We start from the raw sequence: 16,864 nt of genomic DNA, 5'->3' as shown, positions 1-16,864 counted from the left end.
TCCGCGACGCTATGCCGTTCCGACAGCCTCTGCAATCGAGGAAAAGCCGTCACGCTTCATCAGGCGCTCCAGCCCGCGGGTAATGGCGCGCGGCAGGCCCGGTCCCTCGTAGACCATGGCGCTATATAGCTGGACCAGGCTCGCACCTGCCCGGATGCGTGCCCAGGCATCTTCCGCAGTCGCAATTCCGCCGACGCCGACCAGCGGTATGCCCCCGCCCGTCGCGCTGCGGAAATCCTCGAGCCGCTGCTGTGCTAGGTCGCGCAGTGGTTTGCCCGAAAGGCCGCCTGCCTCGTCGCGCTGTCGCGACGCCAGGCCGGGCCGCGTGATGGTCGTGTTCGAGACGATGAGCGCGCCCAGCTTCTTGTCGAGCGCGATGCGCGAGATCGCATCGATGTCTGCCGGTTCGAGATCCGGTGCGACCTTGAGAAAAACCGGTGGACCTTCATTGCCGCGCGCATCGAAAACCGCTTCGAGCAGCCCGGTAAGGGCGCTCTCGTCCTGCAAGGCGCGCAGGCCCGGAGTGTTGGGGCTGGAGATGTTGACCGCGAGATAGCTGGCCAGAGGCGCCATCATGCGCGTCATTTCTACGTAATCGGCAACCCTGTCTTCGCTGTCCTTGTTGGCGCCGATGTTTATCCCGACGATCCCGCCACGGCGCGCTCTCGCCTCGAGGCGCTGGCGGGCCGCTTCTCCGCCGCCATTGTTGAAGCCCATGCGGTTGATGACTGCGCGGTCTTCCACCAGCCGGAACAGGCGCGGCTTCGGATTGCCCGACTGCGGGCGCGGCGTGATCGAGCCGACCTCGGTGAAACCGAAACCGAGGCCCAGCAATTGGTCGGGCACTTCCGCGTCCTTGTCGAACCCTGCCGCCATGCCAACGGGATTGGGGAACTCGAGTCCGGCCACATTCACAGCGAGCTTGCCGGGGCGCGACCTTGTTGCCAGCGGCATTGCTTTCAGTCCGGCGATCGTAAGGCGGTGCGCGCGCTCGGGGTCGAGTGCAAACAGGGCTGGACGGGCAAGATGGAAGATCATGGACGGGCGCTATGACGCAGCCGCAATCGGCTGTCGAGCGAGCGCCTCAAGTCATTGTAAAATTCCGCCAAAGTTGCCTGATTTGAAACGAGTGTCGCATGCATACAATCAAAAATTGGCCGACTCGTTCTATTCAGCACCTGCGACCCGAAGGGCTCGGAGCAGCTTTGCAACGAGTTCTCAACTTTAGAGGGCGGCTCTCAACGGGCCGCCCTTTTTTTGTCCGGCTGGAATGCTGCACTTCTTTTACCTCGTCACATTCCGGACATAAACATAGGACAATTGCCTGTTTAATCGCGTAGCGCTAGTTACTGCGCACGAATAAACGCTCGGGTCGCAGGGGACAGAGCTTGGAAAATCCGAACGGGGCAGACGGCCTTCCGTACAGCTTCGAATTTATCGAAGCCCCGGCGGACCTGAAGCCCTATTGCAATTCGCTTTACATCTTCCGGGCGCAAGCCCCGGGGTTCGAGGACTGCCTGCCCGCCTATTCCGGACAGCTCGCCGTAGTGCCTCGGGGTTCGGCGGACGTATTCTTCGAGAAGGGCAAGCCATCGCGAACAGGCAATGTCGTGATGCAAGGCGCGCTGCTGAAGGCGCGTGAATTCCATATTCACGGCCCCATGCTGATGCTGGGCTTCTCGCTGAACTTTCGCGGCTGGGCTGCGCTGACGGGCCTGCCCGTGAACGAATACCATGATTGTTTCGTCCCGATCGAAAAAGCTTTTGCTCCAGATCTTCAAGACCGGCTGGAGGCGCTCCCCCTTGCCGTGCGCGAGGGCAGCATGGACGAAAAGGCCGGCCTTGAAGAACTCGCAGACATCGTTCGGTGCGGCCTGAGAGAGCTGTCCGAGCGTCATATCCAGGTGATCGACACCACGCTTCGATGGCTGTCTTCCTCGTTCAAGCCGGACATCGAGGAATTGCAGGACAAGTTGCCCTATTCGGAACGACAGATGCAGCGCCTCGTCACACGCTTCTTCGGTCAGCCCCCGGTTCGCCTGATTCGCCGCTATCGTGCGGTTCGCGCCGCCACGATCCTGTCGCTGCCGCAGCTTGACCCCGAACTCGAAGCGGAAATCCGTGATGCGTTTTACGACCAGGCACACATGATCAAGGAAATCCGCGAGTTTACCGGGCGCACTCCGCGCCGCCTCGAGGTGAACAAGGAAACCCCGGTCCGCGATATGCTTGGCCCGGACGGCTATTCCTCGGTCGACCTGTTCGGCGGCAGCCAGGACCGCCAGCTCGGCCGCACCCCCAGCTAAGCCAAAACTGCTAACGACTCGCAACAAGCGGAAATGCGTTGAAACCGCGGGTTTGCGCCCATACGTGGCTAATCGGAACAGATTCGTCCGATTTAAGATATGCGCCTTTCGAACCTTGCAGATTACGCTGTCGTCACGATGAGCCAGGCGGCCCGCCATTGCGGCGGGGGCAGGGTGAGCGCGTCCGAACTGGCTGCGGAAACGGGCCTGCCCGCGCCGACCGTGCAGAAGCTGGTCAGCAAGCTGGTGGGCGCGGGGTTGCTTCGCTCGGTACGCGGCGCGGGCGGGGGCTTGCAGCTGGCACGGCCGGCTGCGGCGATCAGCCTTGCTGATATCGTGGAGGCCGTCGAAGGCCCCATCGCTCTCACCGCCTGCGTCGAGGGAACCGATTGTTCGGTCGATCATGAATGCCGGGTCAGGCCGCACTGGCCGCTGGTGAACGAAACTTTGCGCAAGGCGCTGGCTGATATCAGCCTGGTGCAGCTTGCGCAGGAAAAGGAACTCGCGTGAGCGAAGACATGGACATCCAGGACCGCGCGGAAATGGACAAGGATGCGCGTGAAGCTGCCGAAAAGGCGGCCGAGTACGAGCACGGCTGGTCCTCCGACATCGAGACCGAATTTGCCGAGAAAGGCCTGACCGAAGACACGGTCCGCTTCATTTCGGCCAAGAAGAACGAGCCGGAATGGATGCTAGACTGGCGCCTGAAGGCCTTCCGCCTGTGGCAGGACATGGAAGAGCCTAACTGGGCCAAGCTCGGCTATCCGGAAATCGATTACCAGGACGCCTATTATTACGCCGCGCCCAAGAAGAAGGTCGAACTCGACTCGCTCGACGACCTCGATCCCGAGATCAAGCGCGTCTACGACAAGCTCGGCATTCCGCTGGGCGAGCAGGAAGTGCTTGCCGGGGTTAAGGGTGCGAAGAAGGTCGCGGTGGATGCCGTGTTCGACAGCGTCAGCGTGGCCACCAGCTTCCGCGAGGAATTGAAGCGCGCAGGCGTCATCTTCCTCTCGATCAGCGAGGCGATCCGTGAATATCCCGAGCTGGTGAAGAAGTGGCTCGGCAAGGTCGTGCCGATGAAGGACAACTACTTCGCGACACTGAATTGCGCGGTCTTTTCGGACGGCACCTTCGTTTACGTGCCCGAAGGGGTGCGCTGCCCGATGGAGCTGTCCACCTATTTCCGCATCAATGCCGAAAACACCGGCCAGTTCGAACGCACGCTGATCGTTGCCGAAAAGGGCAGCTACGTCAGCTATCTCGAAGGCTGCACGGCGCCGATGCGCGATGAAAACCAGCTCCATGCCGCAGTGGTCGAACTGGTCGCCATGGAAGATGCCGAGATCAAGTACTCGACCGTCCAGAACTGGTATCCGGGCAATTCAGAAGGCGTCGGCGGAATCTACAATTTCGTCACCAAGCGCGGCCTGTGCCAGGGCGCGCGCTCGAAGATCAGCTGGACGCAGGTCGAAACCGGCAGCGCGGTGACGTGGAAGTACCCTTCCTGCGTGCTCAACGGCGAAGACAGCGTGGGCGAGTTCTACTCGGTCGCGGTGACCAATAACTTCCAGCAGGCCGACACCGGCACCAAGATGATCCACAACGGGAAGGGCAGCCGTTCGACGATCATCTCCAAGGGTATTTCTGCAGGCAAGTCGAACAACACCTATCGCGGGCGTGTGGCCGTGGCGGCAAATGCCGACAACGTGCGCAATTTCACCCAATGCGACAGCCTTTTGCTGGGCGACAAATGCGGCGCCCACACCGTGCCCTATATCGAGGTGAAGAACCCCTCGGCCACGATCGAACACGAAGCGACGACGTCCAAGATTTCGGACGACCAGCTGTTCTACGCCATGCAGCGCGGGCTGGACGAGGAAGAGGCCGTGGCCCTGATCGTCAACGGCTTTGCCAAGGATGTGCTGAAAGAGCTGCCGATGGAGTTTGCTGTCGAAGCGCAGAAGCTGTTGGCTATTTCGCTTGAAGGAAGCGTTGGATGACTGACCGCAAGACCCTCCAACTCCGCGATCCGTCCGAAACCGGTGACGAGGCCCCTTCGATCAAGAAGAAGGGCCGCGGATGGGAGATTTCCGAGAAGCGCCTCGATGCGCTGCATGAACAGGCACGCGAGATGCGGCGGCACTCGTCCGAGGCACACAAGGCGCTCGCCGATAAGTTTGCCAAGGCCAATCTCGGCCCCTTCATCTTCAAGCGCCATGCCGTGGTCGGCAGCGCGATCGTCGATTTCAACTGCCACAAACTCGGCATGGCGATCGCCATCGACGAGGAAGGCCAGAACGACACGCTGGCCAAGCGCCGCGACAAGAGCCTCGAGGCGGTCGGCATCCGCGTGATGCGCATCGCCGCCAAGGACATCCTCGAAAACATGGATGCCGTGCTCGAACGCATTACGCTCGGCATGCGCAGCCGTATTGCCGACAAGCGCCAGCGCCGCGCCGATCACGAAGGAGCCAACCGATGATCCTTGCCACCGCCGCATCCCTGTTGCTGGTCACCCAGCAAGCCTCTGAAGCCGTGTCTGCCGAGTATCCCGAGAATTCGGAGACCTGGGCGCTTGAATATCCCAGCCTGATCGGCGCATTCGTCGACGACTATTATAGCTGCCTCAAGAGCGGTAACTACATCGTCGGCGATGGCAGCGGTTTTGCCGACCAGTATCGCGGCGATATCCAGCGCTGCGCCAAGCAGGCAGTCAAGCTTGAGAAGGGTGCTAACGACCGCTTGTCCCAGCGCGGGCGCACTGATGAAGCCAGCCCCGAACAGGTCGCTGAAATCTTCGAGACGGTCCGCCGCATTCATGTGGCGCGCGGCACCGATCTGGACGCCTTGATCGCCGCCGGCCTTTCCAACCATCGTCGGTATCGCGAGGAGCAGGAAACGACGGTCGACACCGCCTGCGTGGCGCGCGTCACCGAGCTTCGCAATCAGCGCGAGGACTTCGCAGCCACGGAAGGCCCGAAGCTGGAGCGCATCCACGACAAGGATGAATATACGGCTGAAGATCGCCTCGCCTTGATGAATTATTCAACCGAGCTGCTGCGCCTCACGCGCATGATGCAGTTCGAGATGCGCCGCTGCCCGGGATCAGAAATCGCGGACAATACGGCGCAGGACCAGGTGCCCAATAGCTAAGCGGCACGAACAGGACATACCGATGCTGAAAATCGAAAACCTCACCGCCGAAATCGACGGCAAGACCATTCTCAACGGCCTCAGCCTAGAGGTGGCTGCGGGCGAAATCCATGCAATCATGGGGCCCAATGGCGCGGGCAAATCGACGCTGTCCTACGTGCTCGGCGGTCGGCCGGGCTACGAAGTGACGGGCGGCTCGGTCATCTTCCGCGGCCAGGACCTGCTCGACATGGAACCGCACGAGCGCGCTGCGTCGGGGCTATTCCTCGGCTTCCAGTACCCGGTCGAAATTCCCGGTGTCTCGAACGTCCAGTTCCTGCGCGAGGCGCTCAATGCACAGCGCAAGGGCCGCGGTGAAGAACCGCTCTCGGGCGGCGAGTTCCTGAAGGTGGCGAAGGAAAAGGCCGCCCTGCTGAAGCTCGACATGGATATGCTCAAGCGCAATGTGAACGTCGGCTTTTCCGGCGGCGAGAAGAAGCGCGCCGAGATGGTCCAGATGGGCATTCTCGATCCGGCATTTGCCGTGCTCGATGAAACCGACAGCGGCCTCGATATCGATGCGCTGCGCGTCGTGGGCGACGGCATCAATACGATCATGCGAAATAGCGGCAAGGGCGTCCTGCTGATCACGCACTACCAGCGCCTGCTCGACGTGGTGAAGCCAGACAAGGTTTCCATCCTGAGCAAGGGTCGCATCGTCAAGACCGGCGGCCCGGAGCTTGCGCTGCGGCTCGAGAGCGAAGGCTATGACGCGGTGATGGCGGAGCCTGCATGACCCAGGACGTTGCTTTTCCCACACGCAAGGACGAGGCCTGGCGCTATTCCGACACGGATGCGCTGGCCGGCATGGACCTCGGCGCATTCGACCGTTGGCAGGACATCGAAGTCCCCGCCGGCGAAACTGTGCGCGAAACGCTGGTTATCTCCGACGAGAATTCCGATCCCGACGGCGTCGAACTGCGGCGCCTGCGGGTGAAGATCGGCAAGGGCGCGCGTTTCGAACTGTTCGGCGTCATTGCCGGTGCGCAGCTGGGCCGGGTCGAGGTGGTGCTCACCCTTGCCGAGGGCGCGCATTTCGAAATGGGCGGGATAACGGTGGGCGGTCGCTCGACCGTCCGCGAATTCGTGACGCGGGTGGCCCACGAAGAGCCGAATGCTACCAGCAACCAGATCGTGCGCAGCGTCCACTGGGGCAAGGGCACGGGCAACTTCCTCGGCCGGATCGACGTGGTCCGCGACGCACAGAAGACTGATGCTGCGCAAAGCTTCAAGGGCCTGCTCCTTGAAAAAGGCGCGAGCGTGAATGCCGTGCCGCAGCTGGAAATCTTTGCGGACGACGTAAAGTGCGAACACGGCGCCAGCGTCGGCCAGATGGACGAGAACGCCCGTTTCTACATGGCTGCGCGCGGGCTTTCCCCCGAAGCGTCGCGTCGCCTGCTGGTGCAGGCCTTCATCGGCGATGCGCTGGTGGAGCTGGACGACGAGGCCGAGCAGGAACGACTGCTGCGCATCGCGCTCGACAAGCTGGACAAGCACCTGTGAACGACACGGCCACCCTCACCCGCAAGGCCGATTTCCCGGGCCTCCTGACGCCCGAGGGCGCGCCTTGGCATTACCTCGACACGGCCGCCACGGCGCAGAAACCGCAGGCAGTGATCGACGCCATGTCGCGCGCCATGGGCGAGGATTATGCGACCGTCCACCGCGGCGTCTATTCGCGCAGCGCGATGATGACGCAGGGCTATGAGGCCGCTCGCAGGCGCGTTGCGGACTTCATCGGAGCGCAGTCGGAAAACGAGATCGTATTCGTGCGCGGCGCGACCGAAGCGATCAACCTTGTCGCGGCAAGCTGGGGCATGACCCGGCTGACCGAGGGCGACCGCATCGTGCTGTCGACGCTCGAGCACCACTCCAACATCGTGCCCTGGCAGATGGTAGCTGAACGCACGGGCGCGCAGATCGACGTGTGTCCGCTGACCGAAGACGGCTGCATCGACCTTGGCGCGCTGGAGGCGCTGATCGGCCCGCGCACCAAGCTGGTGGCGCTGGCCCATGTTTCAAACGTCCTCGGCAGCGTGCTGGACGCGCGCAAGGCCGCCGACCTTGCGCATTCGGTCGGCGCGAAAATCCTGCTCGACGGCTGCCAGGCAGCTCCGCGCATGACGCTCGACATGAAGGCGCTGGATTGCGACTTCTATGCCTTCTCGGGCCACAAACTCTACGGGCCGACCGGTATCGGCGTGCTGTGGGCGCGTGAGGACATTCTCGACGCTATGCCGCCCTGGCAAGGTGGCGGTGCGATGATCGACAAGGTCTCGTTCGAAGGCACCACCTACGCCCCGCCGCCGCAGCGTTTCGAGGCGGGAACCCCGATGATCACCGAAGCGATCGCGCTCCACGCAGCGATCGACTACGTGGCCGCGCACGATCCCGACAAGCTGTACGAGCACGAAAACGGCCTTGCGCGGAAGCTGCGCGAGGAATTGCGCCGCACCAATGCCGTGACCCTGTTCGGCCCCGAAGAGAGCGCGGGGATCGTCTCCTTCGCGCTCCAAGGGGTTCATCCGCACGATCTCGGCACCATATTGGATGAAGAGAACGTGGCGATACGCGCAGGCCATCACTGCGCGCAGCCCCTGATGGAGCATCTCGGCGTGCCGGCAACCGCGCGCGCCAGTTTCGGCCTCTACAGCGACGAAAACGACATTGCCGCCCTCATGCGGGGCATCGAAAGGACCCGGAGGATCTTCGGATGAACAAGCCGTCTGACGACAAGGATTTCATTGCCGCACCATCGCCGGCAGACATGGTGGTTGGAAAGCCTCCGCGCGCCCGCGTGTCGGACGCGATCGACCCCGACGAGACTGCAGGAGAGAAGCTGGAGCGCAAGCGCGACTACCTCGAAGGCTTCCTGCAGAAGAAACCCGAAGCCGAAAGCGTGACGGGCACCGGCGGCAAGCTGCAACAGGCTGTCGTCGATGCATTGAAGGAAATCTACGATCCGGAAATACCGGTGAACATCTACGACCTCGGCCTGATCTACGGCGTAGAGGTGTCGGACGAGGCGGACGTGATCGTCACCATGACGCTGACGACGCCGCATTGCCCGGTTGCCGAAACCATGCCGGGCGAAGTCGAATTGCGCGCCGCCAGCGTGCCCGGCGTGCGCGATGCCGAGGTGAATCTCGTCTGGGATCCGCCTTGGGGTCCGGACAAGATGACGGACGAGGCACGGCTCGAACTGGGCATGCTTTGATGACCGAAATCACCACCCGGATTGCCGATTATGGCGACGAAAGTGATGCGAACACGGTGGTCGAATTGCTCGACTGCTACGCGCGCGATCCGATGGGTGGTGGCGAAGCGCTGAGCGACGAGGTTCGCGAAAACCTCGTCCCGGGTCTTGCGAATACGCCCGGCGCCTTCTCGATCCTCGCCTTCGACGGTGATCGGGCGGTTGGCCTGTCGAACTGCTTCACCGGCTATTCGACATTCGCTGCAAAGCCGCTGGTCAACATTCACGACATGGTGGTCCGCGATGGCCAGCGCGGCAAGGGCGTGGGCAAGGCGATGTTCGATGCCATCCACGACGAGGCCCGTCGCATGGGCGCCTGCAAGGTGACGCTCGAAGTCCTCAGCGGCAACCATCCGGCCAAGGGCCTGTACACCGCCCAGGGCTATGGCGACTATGAACTGGACCCGGACAAGGGCCACGCGCTATTCTGGCAGAAGAGACTGTAATGACCGAGACAAGCACCCGCCCCGCCCCCAAGGCCGCCGTCAACCTGACGCCGCGTGCCGAGCAGCGCGTTGCCGATCTCATGGCCAAGGCGCCAGACGATGCCATCGGTGTGAAGCTGTCGACTCCGCGTCGCGGCTGTTCGGGCCTCGCCTATTCGGTCGATTACGTGACCGAAGAGGCCAAGTTCGACGAGAAGATCGAAACCCCCGGCGGCGTCTTCTACATCGACGGCGCCAGCGTGCTCTACCTCGTGGGCAGCATGATGGACTGGGTGGAGGACGATTTCTCTGCCGGTTTCGTTTTCGACAACCCCAATGCCAAGGGCGCGTGTGGCTGCGGCGAGAGCTTCATGGTCTGAGCCGGTCCACCCGGCTCCTCCGACTCACCCTTCCGCGAGGAAATCCAGCAAGGCCTGTTCGTAGTCGTCGACTTCGCCGTCGGCGTGGATCTTGCCGTCCAGCCAGGCCTGCTCGGTCGTGGTGACCTTCTCGGCTTCGACGATGCGATTTTCCATCGACGGGGCAGTGCCACGCTTGCCGAAGACCTGTCCGAAGACATTGGGCGAAGCCTTGGCCATGCGCCCGACGAACCGCCCGACGCTGCGCGAGGTATCGGCCATGAAAATGTCCAGTTCGGCAGCGCGTTCGCGGCTGATCTGGGCGTTGGGCAGGTGAAATCCCTGCAAATAGCTGGCGATCCCCTGCACGAAGAGGCGCTTCCATTCCGGATCGTTGTCGGCGTGGAGCGTAGCGTCCTTTATGCGGAACAAGAGGTCGGCTTCCGACCGCCCAACCCCACCGGGACGGGCGCTGGAGGGAGCAAAGATCGCGCGGCGCAGGATCTGCGCTTCGGCGGCTGTGACATTGCCCTTTTCCATCTGGCCGCCGCGATGAGTCGGCCCGGTACCGTTCAGGACGGCATCTTCCATGCGTTCGATCACCCAGTCCTTCAGGCTTTGTGGGACGTTCTTCGCACGCTCGAAAATCTTCACGACGAGTTCGCATTCGGCCATCGAACCGAATTCGCCGTCATGGTCGATCCGTGCGACCAGCCAGTCGGCGTTTTCCTGGCTGACATAGCCCTTGGGCTCCAGCTGCATGACCGTGAAGACGCTCAGCGCCTCGACGAAAAACTCGGTCCATTCGGGGCCGCGCTCGGTCAATTTGTCGTTGAGCGCGAAGATCGCGTCCGCCTCTGCCCTGGTGATGATACCATCGGGCCAGCATTCGCGGCGCAGCTGCAGAACTTCGTCGGGCGTGACCTTGCCGTCTGCCGCAGCATGTTCGGCGATTTGGTCGAATTGCGTACTCATTGTTCCAAGTCCCCCTGAATGGACCCGATTTCCCTAGTATTACGCTATTAATTTCATCTTACCGACGCAGCGCCGCGACGCAAGCTGCGCGGTCGACGTCGAGGGAATCGCTGGCCCTGCGCGCCGATACATAGGTCGCGCTGGGCTGTGCCCCGGGCGACAGGGGGTAGAGGTAGATATCGAGCACGCAGGCCGGCCCGGTGAACTGCAGCTTCAGCGCATCGCCCTCCTTCACCTCCAGCCGCGGCGGCCCGAAGATAATGGCGAGCGCGGTTGCGTTCTTGCCGATCACCCCTTCGAGGCCGGGGACGTTCATGACCCGCGGGGCGATGAAGCCTCCCGAAGACGGGGCGACCTCGACCGGTTGCTGGGGCGGCGGCGCCGTGACCGGCGCTCGCGGCGGCGGGGCCGAAGGTGCGGGCGGCGCGCTGACACAGGCGGACAGCCCGGTGGCGACTAGGAGCAGCGGAGCGAAGTTACGCATCGGTTTGTCTCCCGCGATGCACCATGTGAGTAGCGCTCGCCGCGCCGATGACCGGGGCGAGCAAATTGGCGAAGGGCACGAGGAGGATCCCCGCCACCGTGCCCCCGAGGAGGAACCTTTGCGCGGCCGAAATCGGTGCAATCTCCTGCGCATGGCCGCGATGACGCAGCCACACCATGTCCTGCAATTCGCGGCCCAGCAGCCAGCCGTTGACCGCCCAGAACAGGATTGCTGTCCCGGCGCCGGTGACCAGCAGGATCAGGGCGAAGGGCAATGCCGCCAGGTTCACCAGCAAAGCGCGCACGGTCGATCGCACGCTGTTCGCCAGCTCTTGCCGGAAGGGCAGATTGGCGACGCTTGCAGCGTGGGGATAATGTCGAGCCTCTACTGCCCGAACGATCTCGTCAGCGAAGAATTGTAGGACAAACAGCGCCACGAAGCGGAACAGCAGCCAGCCGGCCACGACCGTAAGCAGGACGGCGGCAATGGCGCTGATCTCTGCACTCAAGCCTACGCCATAGGCTACAAGTGCTTTGTAAAGCGCCGAGAGTACTACAGAACCTATCACGAGAAATATCGCGATCGTAACCGCTATACTCTTCACCAGCACCTTCACGATCGCAGGATCGCCCAACTGGCCGAGTGACAGGGTAAGGGCGCGGGGAAGCGATATCATCTCCTGCCAGCGATTGCGCAGATGGGCGGCGCAAGTCAACGCCGCCCTTGGCCAATGCCCGACGAAGCGCTAACGGCGCCCGACACACCGTTCACACATCCTCCGGAGTACCAATGTCCCAGCCCCGTTACGACGTCATCGCCATCGGCAACGCAATCGTCGATGTCATGGCCCCCTGTGAAGACGATCTGATCGAAGAGCTCGGATTGGCGAAAGGCGGCATGACCCTGGTCGATACGCCGCGCGCCAAGGAACTTTACGACGCAATGGGCCGCGCGACGGAGATCTCCGGCGGTTCGGCAGCCAATACGCTGGCGGGCATGTCCTCGCTTGGCGCACAGTGCGCCTTCGTCGGCCAGGTCGCCAAGGACCAGCTGGGCGAGATCTTCAGCCACGACATCCGCGCCGTTGGTATCGACTTCGACACCGCGCCGCGCGACGGCGATCCGCCCACCGCGCGCTGCCTCATTTTCGTCACGCCCGATGGCGAGCGCACGATGAACACCTTCCTCGGTGCCAGCCAGTTCCTGCCTCCCGCAGCCCTCGACGACGAGCTGATTGCCAGCGCCGGGATCCTCTATCTCGAAGGCTATCTCTGGGATCCTGAAGAACCGCGCAGCGCCATGCGCCGTGCGATCGACGTCGCCCGCGAAGCCGGCCGCAAGGTCGCTTTCACCGCCAGCGAAAGCTTTGTGATCGAACGCCATGGCGACGATTTCCGCGCCCTGATCGAAGAGGGCAAGATCGACATCCTCTTCGTCAACGAGCACGAACTGGCGACGCTGACCGGTGAAGACGACTTCGACGCCGGCCTCGCTGCGCTGACCGACAAGGTCCCGGTCCTCGTCGCAACGCGCAGCGCCAAGGGCGCCGTCGGCATCGCCAATGGCGAACGTGTGGCAATCGAAGCCGAACCGATCGAGCAGGTGGTCGATACGACGGGTGCGGGCGACCTCTTCGCAGCAGGCTTCCTTACCGGCCATGCACGCGGCGAAAGCCTCGAGACCTGCCTGCGGATGGGCGCGATCTGTGCAGCCGAGATCATCAGCCACATCGGCGCGCGCAGCGAGAAGGACCTGAAGGCGCTCGTCGCCGAAAAGCTCGGCTGAGACCCTGTCAGGACGGGGGCTTGTGGTAGTCCTCGTCCTCCAGGCTGAGGATGTAGTGGGCAAGTTCTGCCGCCTGCTCGGGATCGAGATCGAAATCCATCACCAGCGGGTAATTGTGCGCGTCGGTGAGATAGGTTTGCAGCGTTTCCTCGGTCACGCCCTCACGATTGGCAATATCGGCAAAGGTCGGCGCGTCGGGATTGGGCGATAGCCACGGTTTCTCGACCGCGTGACATCCGCCGCAGGCGCCCTGTGCGAAGGCGAGCGGATTGTCGTGCGCCATATTCGAGGGCGCAGGGCCGGCACTTGCTCCCTGTTCATCGGCATAAGCTGTCTGGCAGCCGCAAAGGGCAAGGACGCCAATAGCAGGCAGGACGAGGCGAGCGAGCGATCCGGTTCTTTCCATGCTCCGAGTTTGCCGCTCCGATTGGCGAAAAGGCAAGTGCAAAGCGCTGGGCTGTATCTCAGAGGCAGTCGCCGCGCGCGAGATAACGCCCTTCGAATCGGATCGGCACCGGGACAAGGCTTCCATCGGCGCCCTCCTCCTGCGCGTGAATATGCAGGTGCGGTTCTTCCGTATTGCCGGAATTGCCCACCAGGCCGAGAACGCTTCCCGCCGAAACGGTATCGCCTTCCGAAACCCTTACGGAACCCTGCTTGAAATGGGCCATCAGCACTTCGCGCCCGTCGCATCTCAGCAGGACGAGGTTCGCTCCGTCGCGAGAGCGGTACTTGTGCCCCGCCAGGACATCCGGCTTGTCATTCTCCGTCTCGACGACCTCTCCCGTGCACGGTGCGGTTACCGGGGTTCCGAACACCGCGTAATCTTCCGGCGAAAGCGGCTTGGGATGAAGGGATAGTCCGGGCTTAGTCCTGAACCCGTTTGCGTTGGTCGCAATCAGGTCGACGGAATGCTTTTCGAAGTCCGCCGCCGTGCTTGCGCTCACGACGTAATGCAGGTTCAGGCCGACGGAGGCTCCTCCTGACAGGACGCAATATCCGACGCCCTCAGGCAGGGGGCTGGCCAGTGACAGATAAGGTTCGTCGGGGGCGATCCGCCCCGTCACTCCCTGCCAGATCATGGCTGCCCCCAAGGCGGCCAGGCCAACTGCCGCGAAGAGGCTGGCGCGACCTGCGGCATTGTCGGGCGCGGGTTGACGGAGCCATCTAATGCAGGCCGCTACGAACAGGGCGAGATAGAAAACCGCGCCCAGCGGGGGCGGGTATATCCACAAACCCAGCAAGAGGATCCCGGCTACGAAAGCGGATGCCCCGCCGACCACCCACAGCTTCCGTCCAAACGGCGCGGGTCGTGCGAAGAACAGGCCAAGGATTAGCGCAATCAGCGCCAGGTTCTGGAAGACAAGCCCGTAAAGCAGCATGGGACTGCCTTACCCCCGCTCGCGCCTGACCTCTCGCTGGCCGATGTCACGGCGACAGAAACCTTCTGCGAAGTGGATGGCGTCGACCGCGGCATAGGCATTGCGCTGGGCCTCGGTCGCGCTCGCGCCTTTTGCAGTAACGTTGAGCACCCTGCCGCCGTTCGCGACGAGCTGGCCGCCATCCATCTTCGTGCCTGCATGAAAGACCTTGGCCCCTTCCGCCTCCGCATTGCCGAGATGAATGGCGCCGCCCTTCTTCGGAGTATCGGGATAGCCTTCTGCAGCCATGACGACCGTCAGCGCGAACTCGTCCGCCATGCGCGGCGCCTCGATTTGTCCGAGCCGCGCTTCCGCGCAGGCGTGCATGATCTCGACCAAATCGCTATCAAGCCGCATCATCAGCACCTGGCATTCCGGATCGCCGAAGCGCACGTTGTATTCGATCAGTTGCGGACCCGTCTTCGTCAGCATGAGACCCGCGTAAAGGACGCCTGAATAGGGGTGGCCTTCTTCGCGCATGGTCCGGACCGTCGGCTCGATGATCTCGCGCATGACCTGGTCTTTCAGGGCGTCGGTCAGGACCGGCGCAGGCGAATAAGCGCCCATGCCGCCGGTATTGGGTCCGGTGTCGCCTTCACCTACGCGCTTGTGGTCCTGTGCGCTGCCGATCGGGACGATGGTCTCGCCATCGGTGAGAGCGAAATAGCTCGCCTCCTCGCCCTGCAGGAATTCCTCGATGACGACTTCACTGCCGGCGCTGCCGAACTTGCCGTCGAACATTTCGGAAAGGGCGTGTTGCGCATCTTCGCGAGTCTCGGCGATGACGACCCCCTTGCCCGCCGCCAGCCCGTCCGCCTTGAGAACGAAGGGCGGGTCAAATTTCTTCAGCGCTCCCCAGGCCGCCTCGAGCGAGGTGCACCGTTCGAACCGCGCGGTCGGGATGCGGGCGCGCTGGCAGAGCTCCTTGGTAAAGCTCTTGCTGCCTTCCAGTTGCGCGGCTGCCTTGGAGGGACCGAAAACCGCCACGCCCGCTGCACGCAGATCGTCTGCCAATCCGTCAACCAACGGGGCTTCGGGACCGATCACGACCAGTCCGATGGACTTGTCGCGGCAAAACTGCTCCACCGCGCCGTGATCACTCGCATCGAGAGCGATGCATTCCGAGCATTCGGCCATTCCAGGGTTGCCGGGACTAGCCCACAGCTTGTCGCATTGCGGCGATTGCGCCAGTTTCCAGCCAAGCGCATGTTCGCGACCACCGCCGCCCAGCAAAAGGATATTCATGCCCGCCGATTTCCCGTCAGATTCCCAAGATGACAGTCTGGTAGCGAAGGGTCGCGCCGGGGACAACGCTGCCCCGCTCTCGATCAGCGAGATTTCGGGCCTGCTTAAGCGGACGGTGGAGGAGAGCTTCGGCTTTGTGCGTCTGCGCGGCGAGCTTTCCGGCGTCAAACGCGCGGCTAGCGGACACATGTATTGCGCGCTCAAGGACGAGAAGGCGGTCGTCGACGGGGTGATGTGGCGCGGCAATACCCAGCGCCTTGCGTTCCAGCCCGAAGATGGCCTCGAAGTCGTCGCCAGCGGCAAGCTGACGACCTATCCCGGCCGCTCGAAATATCAGATCGTGATCGAGCGGATGGAGCTGGCAGGGGAAGGGGCCTTGTTGGCCTTGCTCGAAAAGACGCGCGCGCGCCTTGCTGCGGAGGGTCTCTTCGACGAAGGACGCAAGCGGGCGCTTCCGTTCCTGCCCCGTACCATCGGCGTGGTGACCTCGCCCACCGGGGCGGTCATCCGCGACATTCTCCACCGGCTTGCCGACCGCTTCCCCAGCCGGGTCATCGTGTGGCCCGTCCTCGTTCAGGGGCAGGGCGCAGCGGACCAGGTTGTAGGCGCGGTGCGCGGATTTTCGGCGCTGCCCGAAGGTCATCCCGACCGGCCGGACCTCGTCATTGTCGCTCGTGGGGGCGGCTCTATCGAGGATTTGTGGAACTTCAACGAAGAGGTGGTCGTGCGCGCGATCGCGGACTGCTCCATCCCGACGATAAGCGCGGTCGGACACGAAACAGACACCACTCTGGCTGATCATGCTGCCGACAGGCGCGCCCCGACACCTACCGCTGCTGCCGAGATGGCCGTGCCTGTCCGCCAGGAACTTGCCGCGGCGCTTTCCGACTTCGGTGCACGGCAGCAGCGCGCCATACTGCGCCCCGTGCAGCTCGGTCGCGAGCGGCTGGAGGCTCGGGTCCAGCGCATGCCCAAGCTGGAGGTGCTGCTGCAGCCCCAGGCGCAGCGGCTAGACGATGCCGCGACGCGGCTCGCTAACGGGCTACGCGACCGCGCAGCCCGCGCGCGTGACCGGCTGCAATCCGACCGGGCGAGGCTCAATGCACCCCTTCTGAGAATCCGCGTAGAGCAGGCGCAGCAGCGCCTGACTGCGGTATCTCGCCTGATGGTCTCGCTCGATCCGGACAATGTCGTGAAGCGCGGGTACGTGCGGGTCATCGGGCCGGAGGGCAAGACCGTGACTACCCATGCGACCGCGGCGAAGGAGGCTGCCCTGACGCTGAAATTCCGCGATGGAGACCTGGTCGTCACGACCGGCAAGGCACTGCAGGCGCCCAAGGCCCCGGAACCGCGCGCGAAGCGCCCGGCGAAGGGAACGCCACCAGCGCAGGATGATTTGTTCGGATAGGCGCG

The 16,864-nt window shown here is 63.2% G+C and carries 20 protein-coding genes; 13 read left to right on the top strand and 7 right to left on the bottom strand.

What is annotated here, in order from left to right; genetic code table 11:
* Positions 1 to 9: 9 nt before the first annotated feature.
* Positions 10 to 1,038 carry a quinone-dependent dihydroorotate dehydrogenase gene (locus GRI34_RS10665; protein ID WP_160595909.1) on the bottom strand — a complete coding sequence of 343 codons (1,029 nt, stop codon included), beginning with the start codon at positions 1,036 to 1,038 and terminating at the stop codon, positions 10 to 12.
* A 350-nt stretch (positions 1,039 to 1,388) separates the two neighbouring features.
* Here GRI34_RS10665 and GRI34_RS10660 point away from each other — a divergent pair, with 350 nt between their 5' ends.
* The 11 genes from GRI34_RS10660 (at position 1,389) to GRI34_RS10610 (ending at position 9,562) form a co-directional block, all read left to right on the top strand.
* Entirely contained in the window at positions 1,389 to 2,306 is a 918-nt protein-coding gene (locus tag GRI34_RS10660; RefSeq protein WP_160595908.1) for an AraC family transcriptional regulator, read from the top strand.
* Positions 2,307 to 2,405: 99 nt separating this feature from the next.
* Entirely contained in the window at positions 2,406 to 2,816 is a 411-nt protein-coding gene (locus tag GRI34_RS10655; RefSeq protein WP_100260061.1) for an SUF system Fe-S cluster assembly regulator, read from the top strand.
* An 8-nt stretch (positions 2,817 to 2,824) separates the two neighbouring features.
* Positions 2,825 to 4,309, top strand: a complete 1,485-nt coding sequence (sufB, locus tag GRI34_RS10650; RefSeq protein ID WP_199800288.1) for a Fe-S cluster assembly protein SufB — start codon at positions 2,825 to 2,827, stop codon at positions 4,307 to 4,309.
* Complete coding sequence (locus GRI34_RS10645) at positions 4,306 to 4,791, top strand: endonuclease domain-containing protein (RefSeq protein WP_160595906.1); 486 nt, start codon at positions 4,306 to 4,308, stop codon at positions 4,789 to 4,791. Before sufB ends, GRI34_RS10645 begins: the two co-directional genes overlap by 4 nt.
* Positions 4,788 to 5,462, top strand: coding sequence for a hypothetical protein (locus GRI34_RS10640; protein WP_160595905.1), 675 nt, complete (start codon positions 4,788 to 4,790; stop codon positions 5,460 to 5,462). Before GRI34_RS10645 ends, GRI34_RS10640 begins: the two co-directional genes overlap by 4 nt.
* Positions 5,463 to 5,484: 22 nt before the next feature.
* On the top strand, positions 5,485 to 6,237 hold the full coding sequence (gene sufC / locus GRI34_RS10635; RefSeq protein WP_160595904.1) for a Fe-S cluster assembly ATPase SufC: 753 nt from the start codon (positions 5,485 to 5,487) through the stop codon (positions 6,235 to 6,237).
* Positions 6,234 to 7,004, top strand: coding sequence for a SufD family Fe-S cluster assembly protein (locus tag GRI34_RS10630; protein ID WP_160595903.1), 771 nt, complete (start codon positions 6,234 to 6,236; stop codon positions 7,002 to 7,004). The genes sufC and GRI34_RS10630 overlap by 4 nt, the downstream gene beginning before the upstream one ends.
* Positions 7,001 to 8,218, top strand: a complete 1,218-nt coding sequence (locus GRI34_RS10625) for an aminotransferase class V-fold PLP-dependent enzyme (protein WP_160595902.1) — start codon at positions 7,001 to 7,003, stop codon at positions 8,216 to 8,218. Before GRI34_RS10630 ends, GRI34_RS10625 begins: the two co-directional genes overlap by 4 nt.
* A complete protein-coding gene (locus GRI34_RS10620; protein ID WP_407692132.1) occupies positions 8,215 to 8,718 on the top strand; it encodes an SUF system Fe-S cluster assembly protein in 504 nt (167 codons plus the stop codon). The genes GRI34_RS10625 and GRI34_RS10620 overlap by 4 nt, the downstream gene beginning before the upstream one ends.
* Complete coding sequence (locus tag GRI34_RS10615; protein ID WP_160595901.1) at positions 8,718 to 9,203, top strand: GNAT family N-acetyltransferase; 486 nt, start codon at positions 8,718 to 8,720, stop codon at positions 9,201 to 9,203. Before GRI34_RS10620 ends, GRI34_RS10615 begins: the two co-directional genes overlap by 1 nt.
* Positions 9,203 to 9,562 (top strand): HesB/IscA family protein, encoded by a 360-nt coding sequence (locus tag GRI34_RS10610; protein WP_160595900.1) that lies wholly within the window; start codon positions 9,203 to 9,205, stop codon positions 9,560 to 9,562. Before GRI34_RS10615 ends, GRI34_RS10610 begins: the two co-directional genes overlap by 1 nt.
* A gap of 24 nt (positions 9,563 to 9,586) precedes the next feature.
* Here the strand turns inward: GRI34_RS10610 and GRI34_RS10605 are convergent, their stop codons facing one another.
* Genes GRI34_RS10605 through GRI34_RS10595 form a run of 3 tightly spaced genes read right to left on the bottom strand, consistent with a single transcriptional unit; the run spans position 9,587 to position 11,676 of the window.
* Positions 9,587 to 10,516, bottom strand: a complete 930-nt coding sequence (locus GRI34_RS10605) for a hypothetical protein (protein ID WP_160595899.1) — start codon at positions 10,514 to 10,516, stop codon at positions 9,587 to 9,589.
* A gap of 58 nt (positions 10,517 to 10,574) precedes the next feature.
* Positions 10,575 to 11,000: a hypothetical protein gene (locus tag GRI34_RS10600; protein WP_160595898.1), complete on the bottom strand. Its 426-nt coding sequence runs from the start codon at positions 10,998 to 11,000 to the stop codon at positions 10,575 to 10,577.
* Positions 10,993 to 11,676, bottom strand: a complete 684-nt coding sequence (locus GRI34_RS10595; protein WP_160595897.1) for an EI24 domain-containing protein — start codon at positions 11,674 to 11,676, stop codon at positions 10,993 to 10,995. Before GRI34_RS10595 ends, GRI34_RS10600 begins: the two co-directional genes overlap by 8 nt.
* 113 nt (positions 11,677 to 11,789) lie before the next feature.
* On the opposite strand from GRI34_RS10595, the gene GRI34_RS10590 reads away from it, so the two are divergent.
* The gene (locus GRI34_RS10590) at positions 11,790 to 12,785 is read left to right on the top strand and encodes an adenosine kinase (protein WP_090476978.1); all 996 of its coding nucleotides are present in this window, start codon (positions 11,790 to 11,792) and stop codon (positions 12,783 to 12,785) included.
* Between the two features lie 7 nt (positions 12,786 to 12,792).
* On the opposite strand, the gene GRI34_RS10585 is transcribed toward GRI34_RS10590, so the two are convergent.
* From GRI34_RS10585 to purD, 3 genes are read right to left on the bottom strand one after another with little or no spacing between them, the layout of a single operon-like run.
* On the bottom strand, positions 12,793 to 13,191 hold the full coding sequence (locus tag GRI34_RS10585) for a cytochrome c (protein WP_160595896.1): 399 nt from the start codon (positions 13,189 to 13,191) through the stop codon (positions 12,793 to 12,795).
* A gap of 58 nt (positions 13,192 to 13,249) precedes the next feature.
* Positions 13,250 to 14,167: a M23 family metallopeptidase gene (locus tag GRI34_RS10580; protein ID WP_160595895.1), complete on the bottom strand. Its 918-nt coding sequence runs from the start codon at positions 14,165 to 14,167 to the stop codon at positions 13,250 to 13,252.
* 9 nt (positions 14,168 to 14,176) lie between these two features.
* Entirely contained in the window at positions 14,177 to 15,451 is a 1,275-nt protein-coding gene (gene purD, locus GRI34_RS10575; RefSeq protein ID WP_160595894.1) for a phosphoribosylamine--glycine ligase, read from the bottom strand.
* On the opposite strand from purD, the gene xseA reads away from it, so the two are divergent.
* The gene (gene xseA, locus GRI34_RS10570; RefSeq protein WP_160595893.1) at positions 15,450 to 16,859 is read left to right on the top strand and encodes an exodeoxyribonuclease VII large subunit; all 1,410 of its coding nucleotides are present in this window, start codon (positions 15,450 to 15,452) and stop codon (positions 16,857 to 16,859) included. The genes purD and xseA overlap by 2 nt on opposite strands.
* Positions 16,860 to 16,864: the final 5 nt, after the last annotated feature.

The organism is Qipengyuania aquimaris, from assembly GCF_009827445.1.
Classification (GTDB): domain Bacteria; phylum Pseudomonadota; class Alphaproteobacteria; order Sphingomonadales; family Sphingomonadaceae; genus Qipengyuania; species Qipengyuania aquimaris.
Note: the sequence above shows the minus strand (reverse complement) of the source record. Positions and strands in the feature narration are given on the sequence as shown.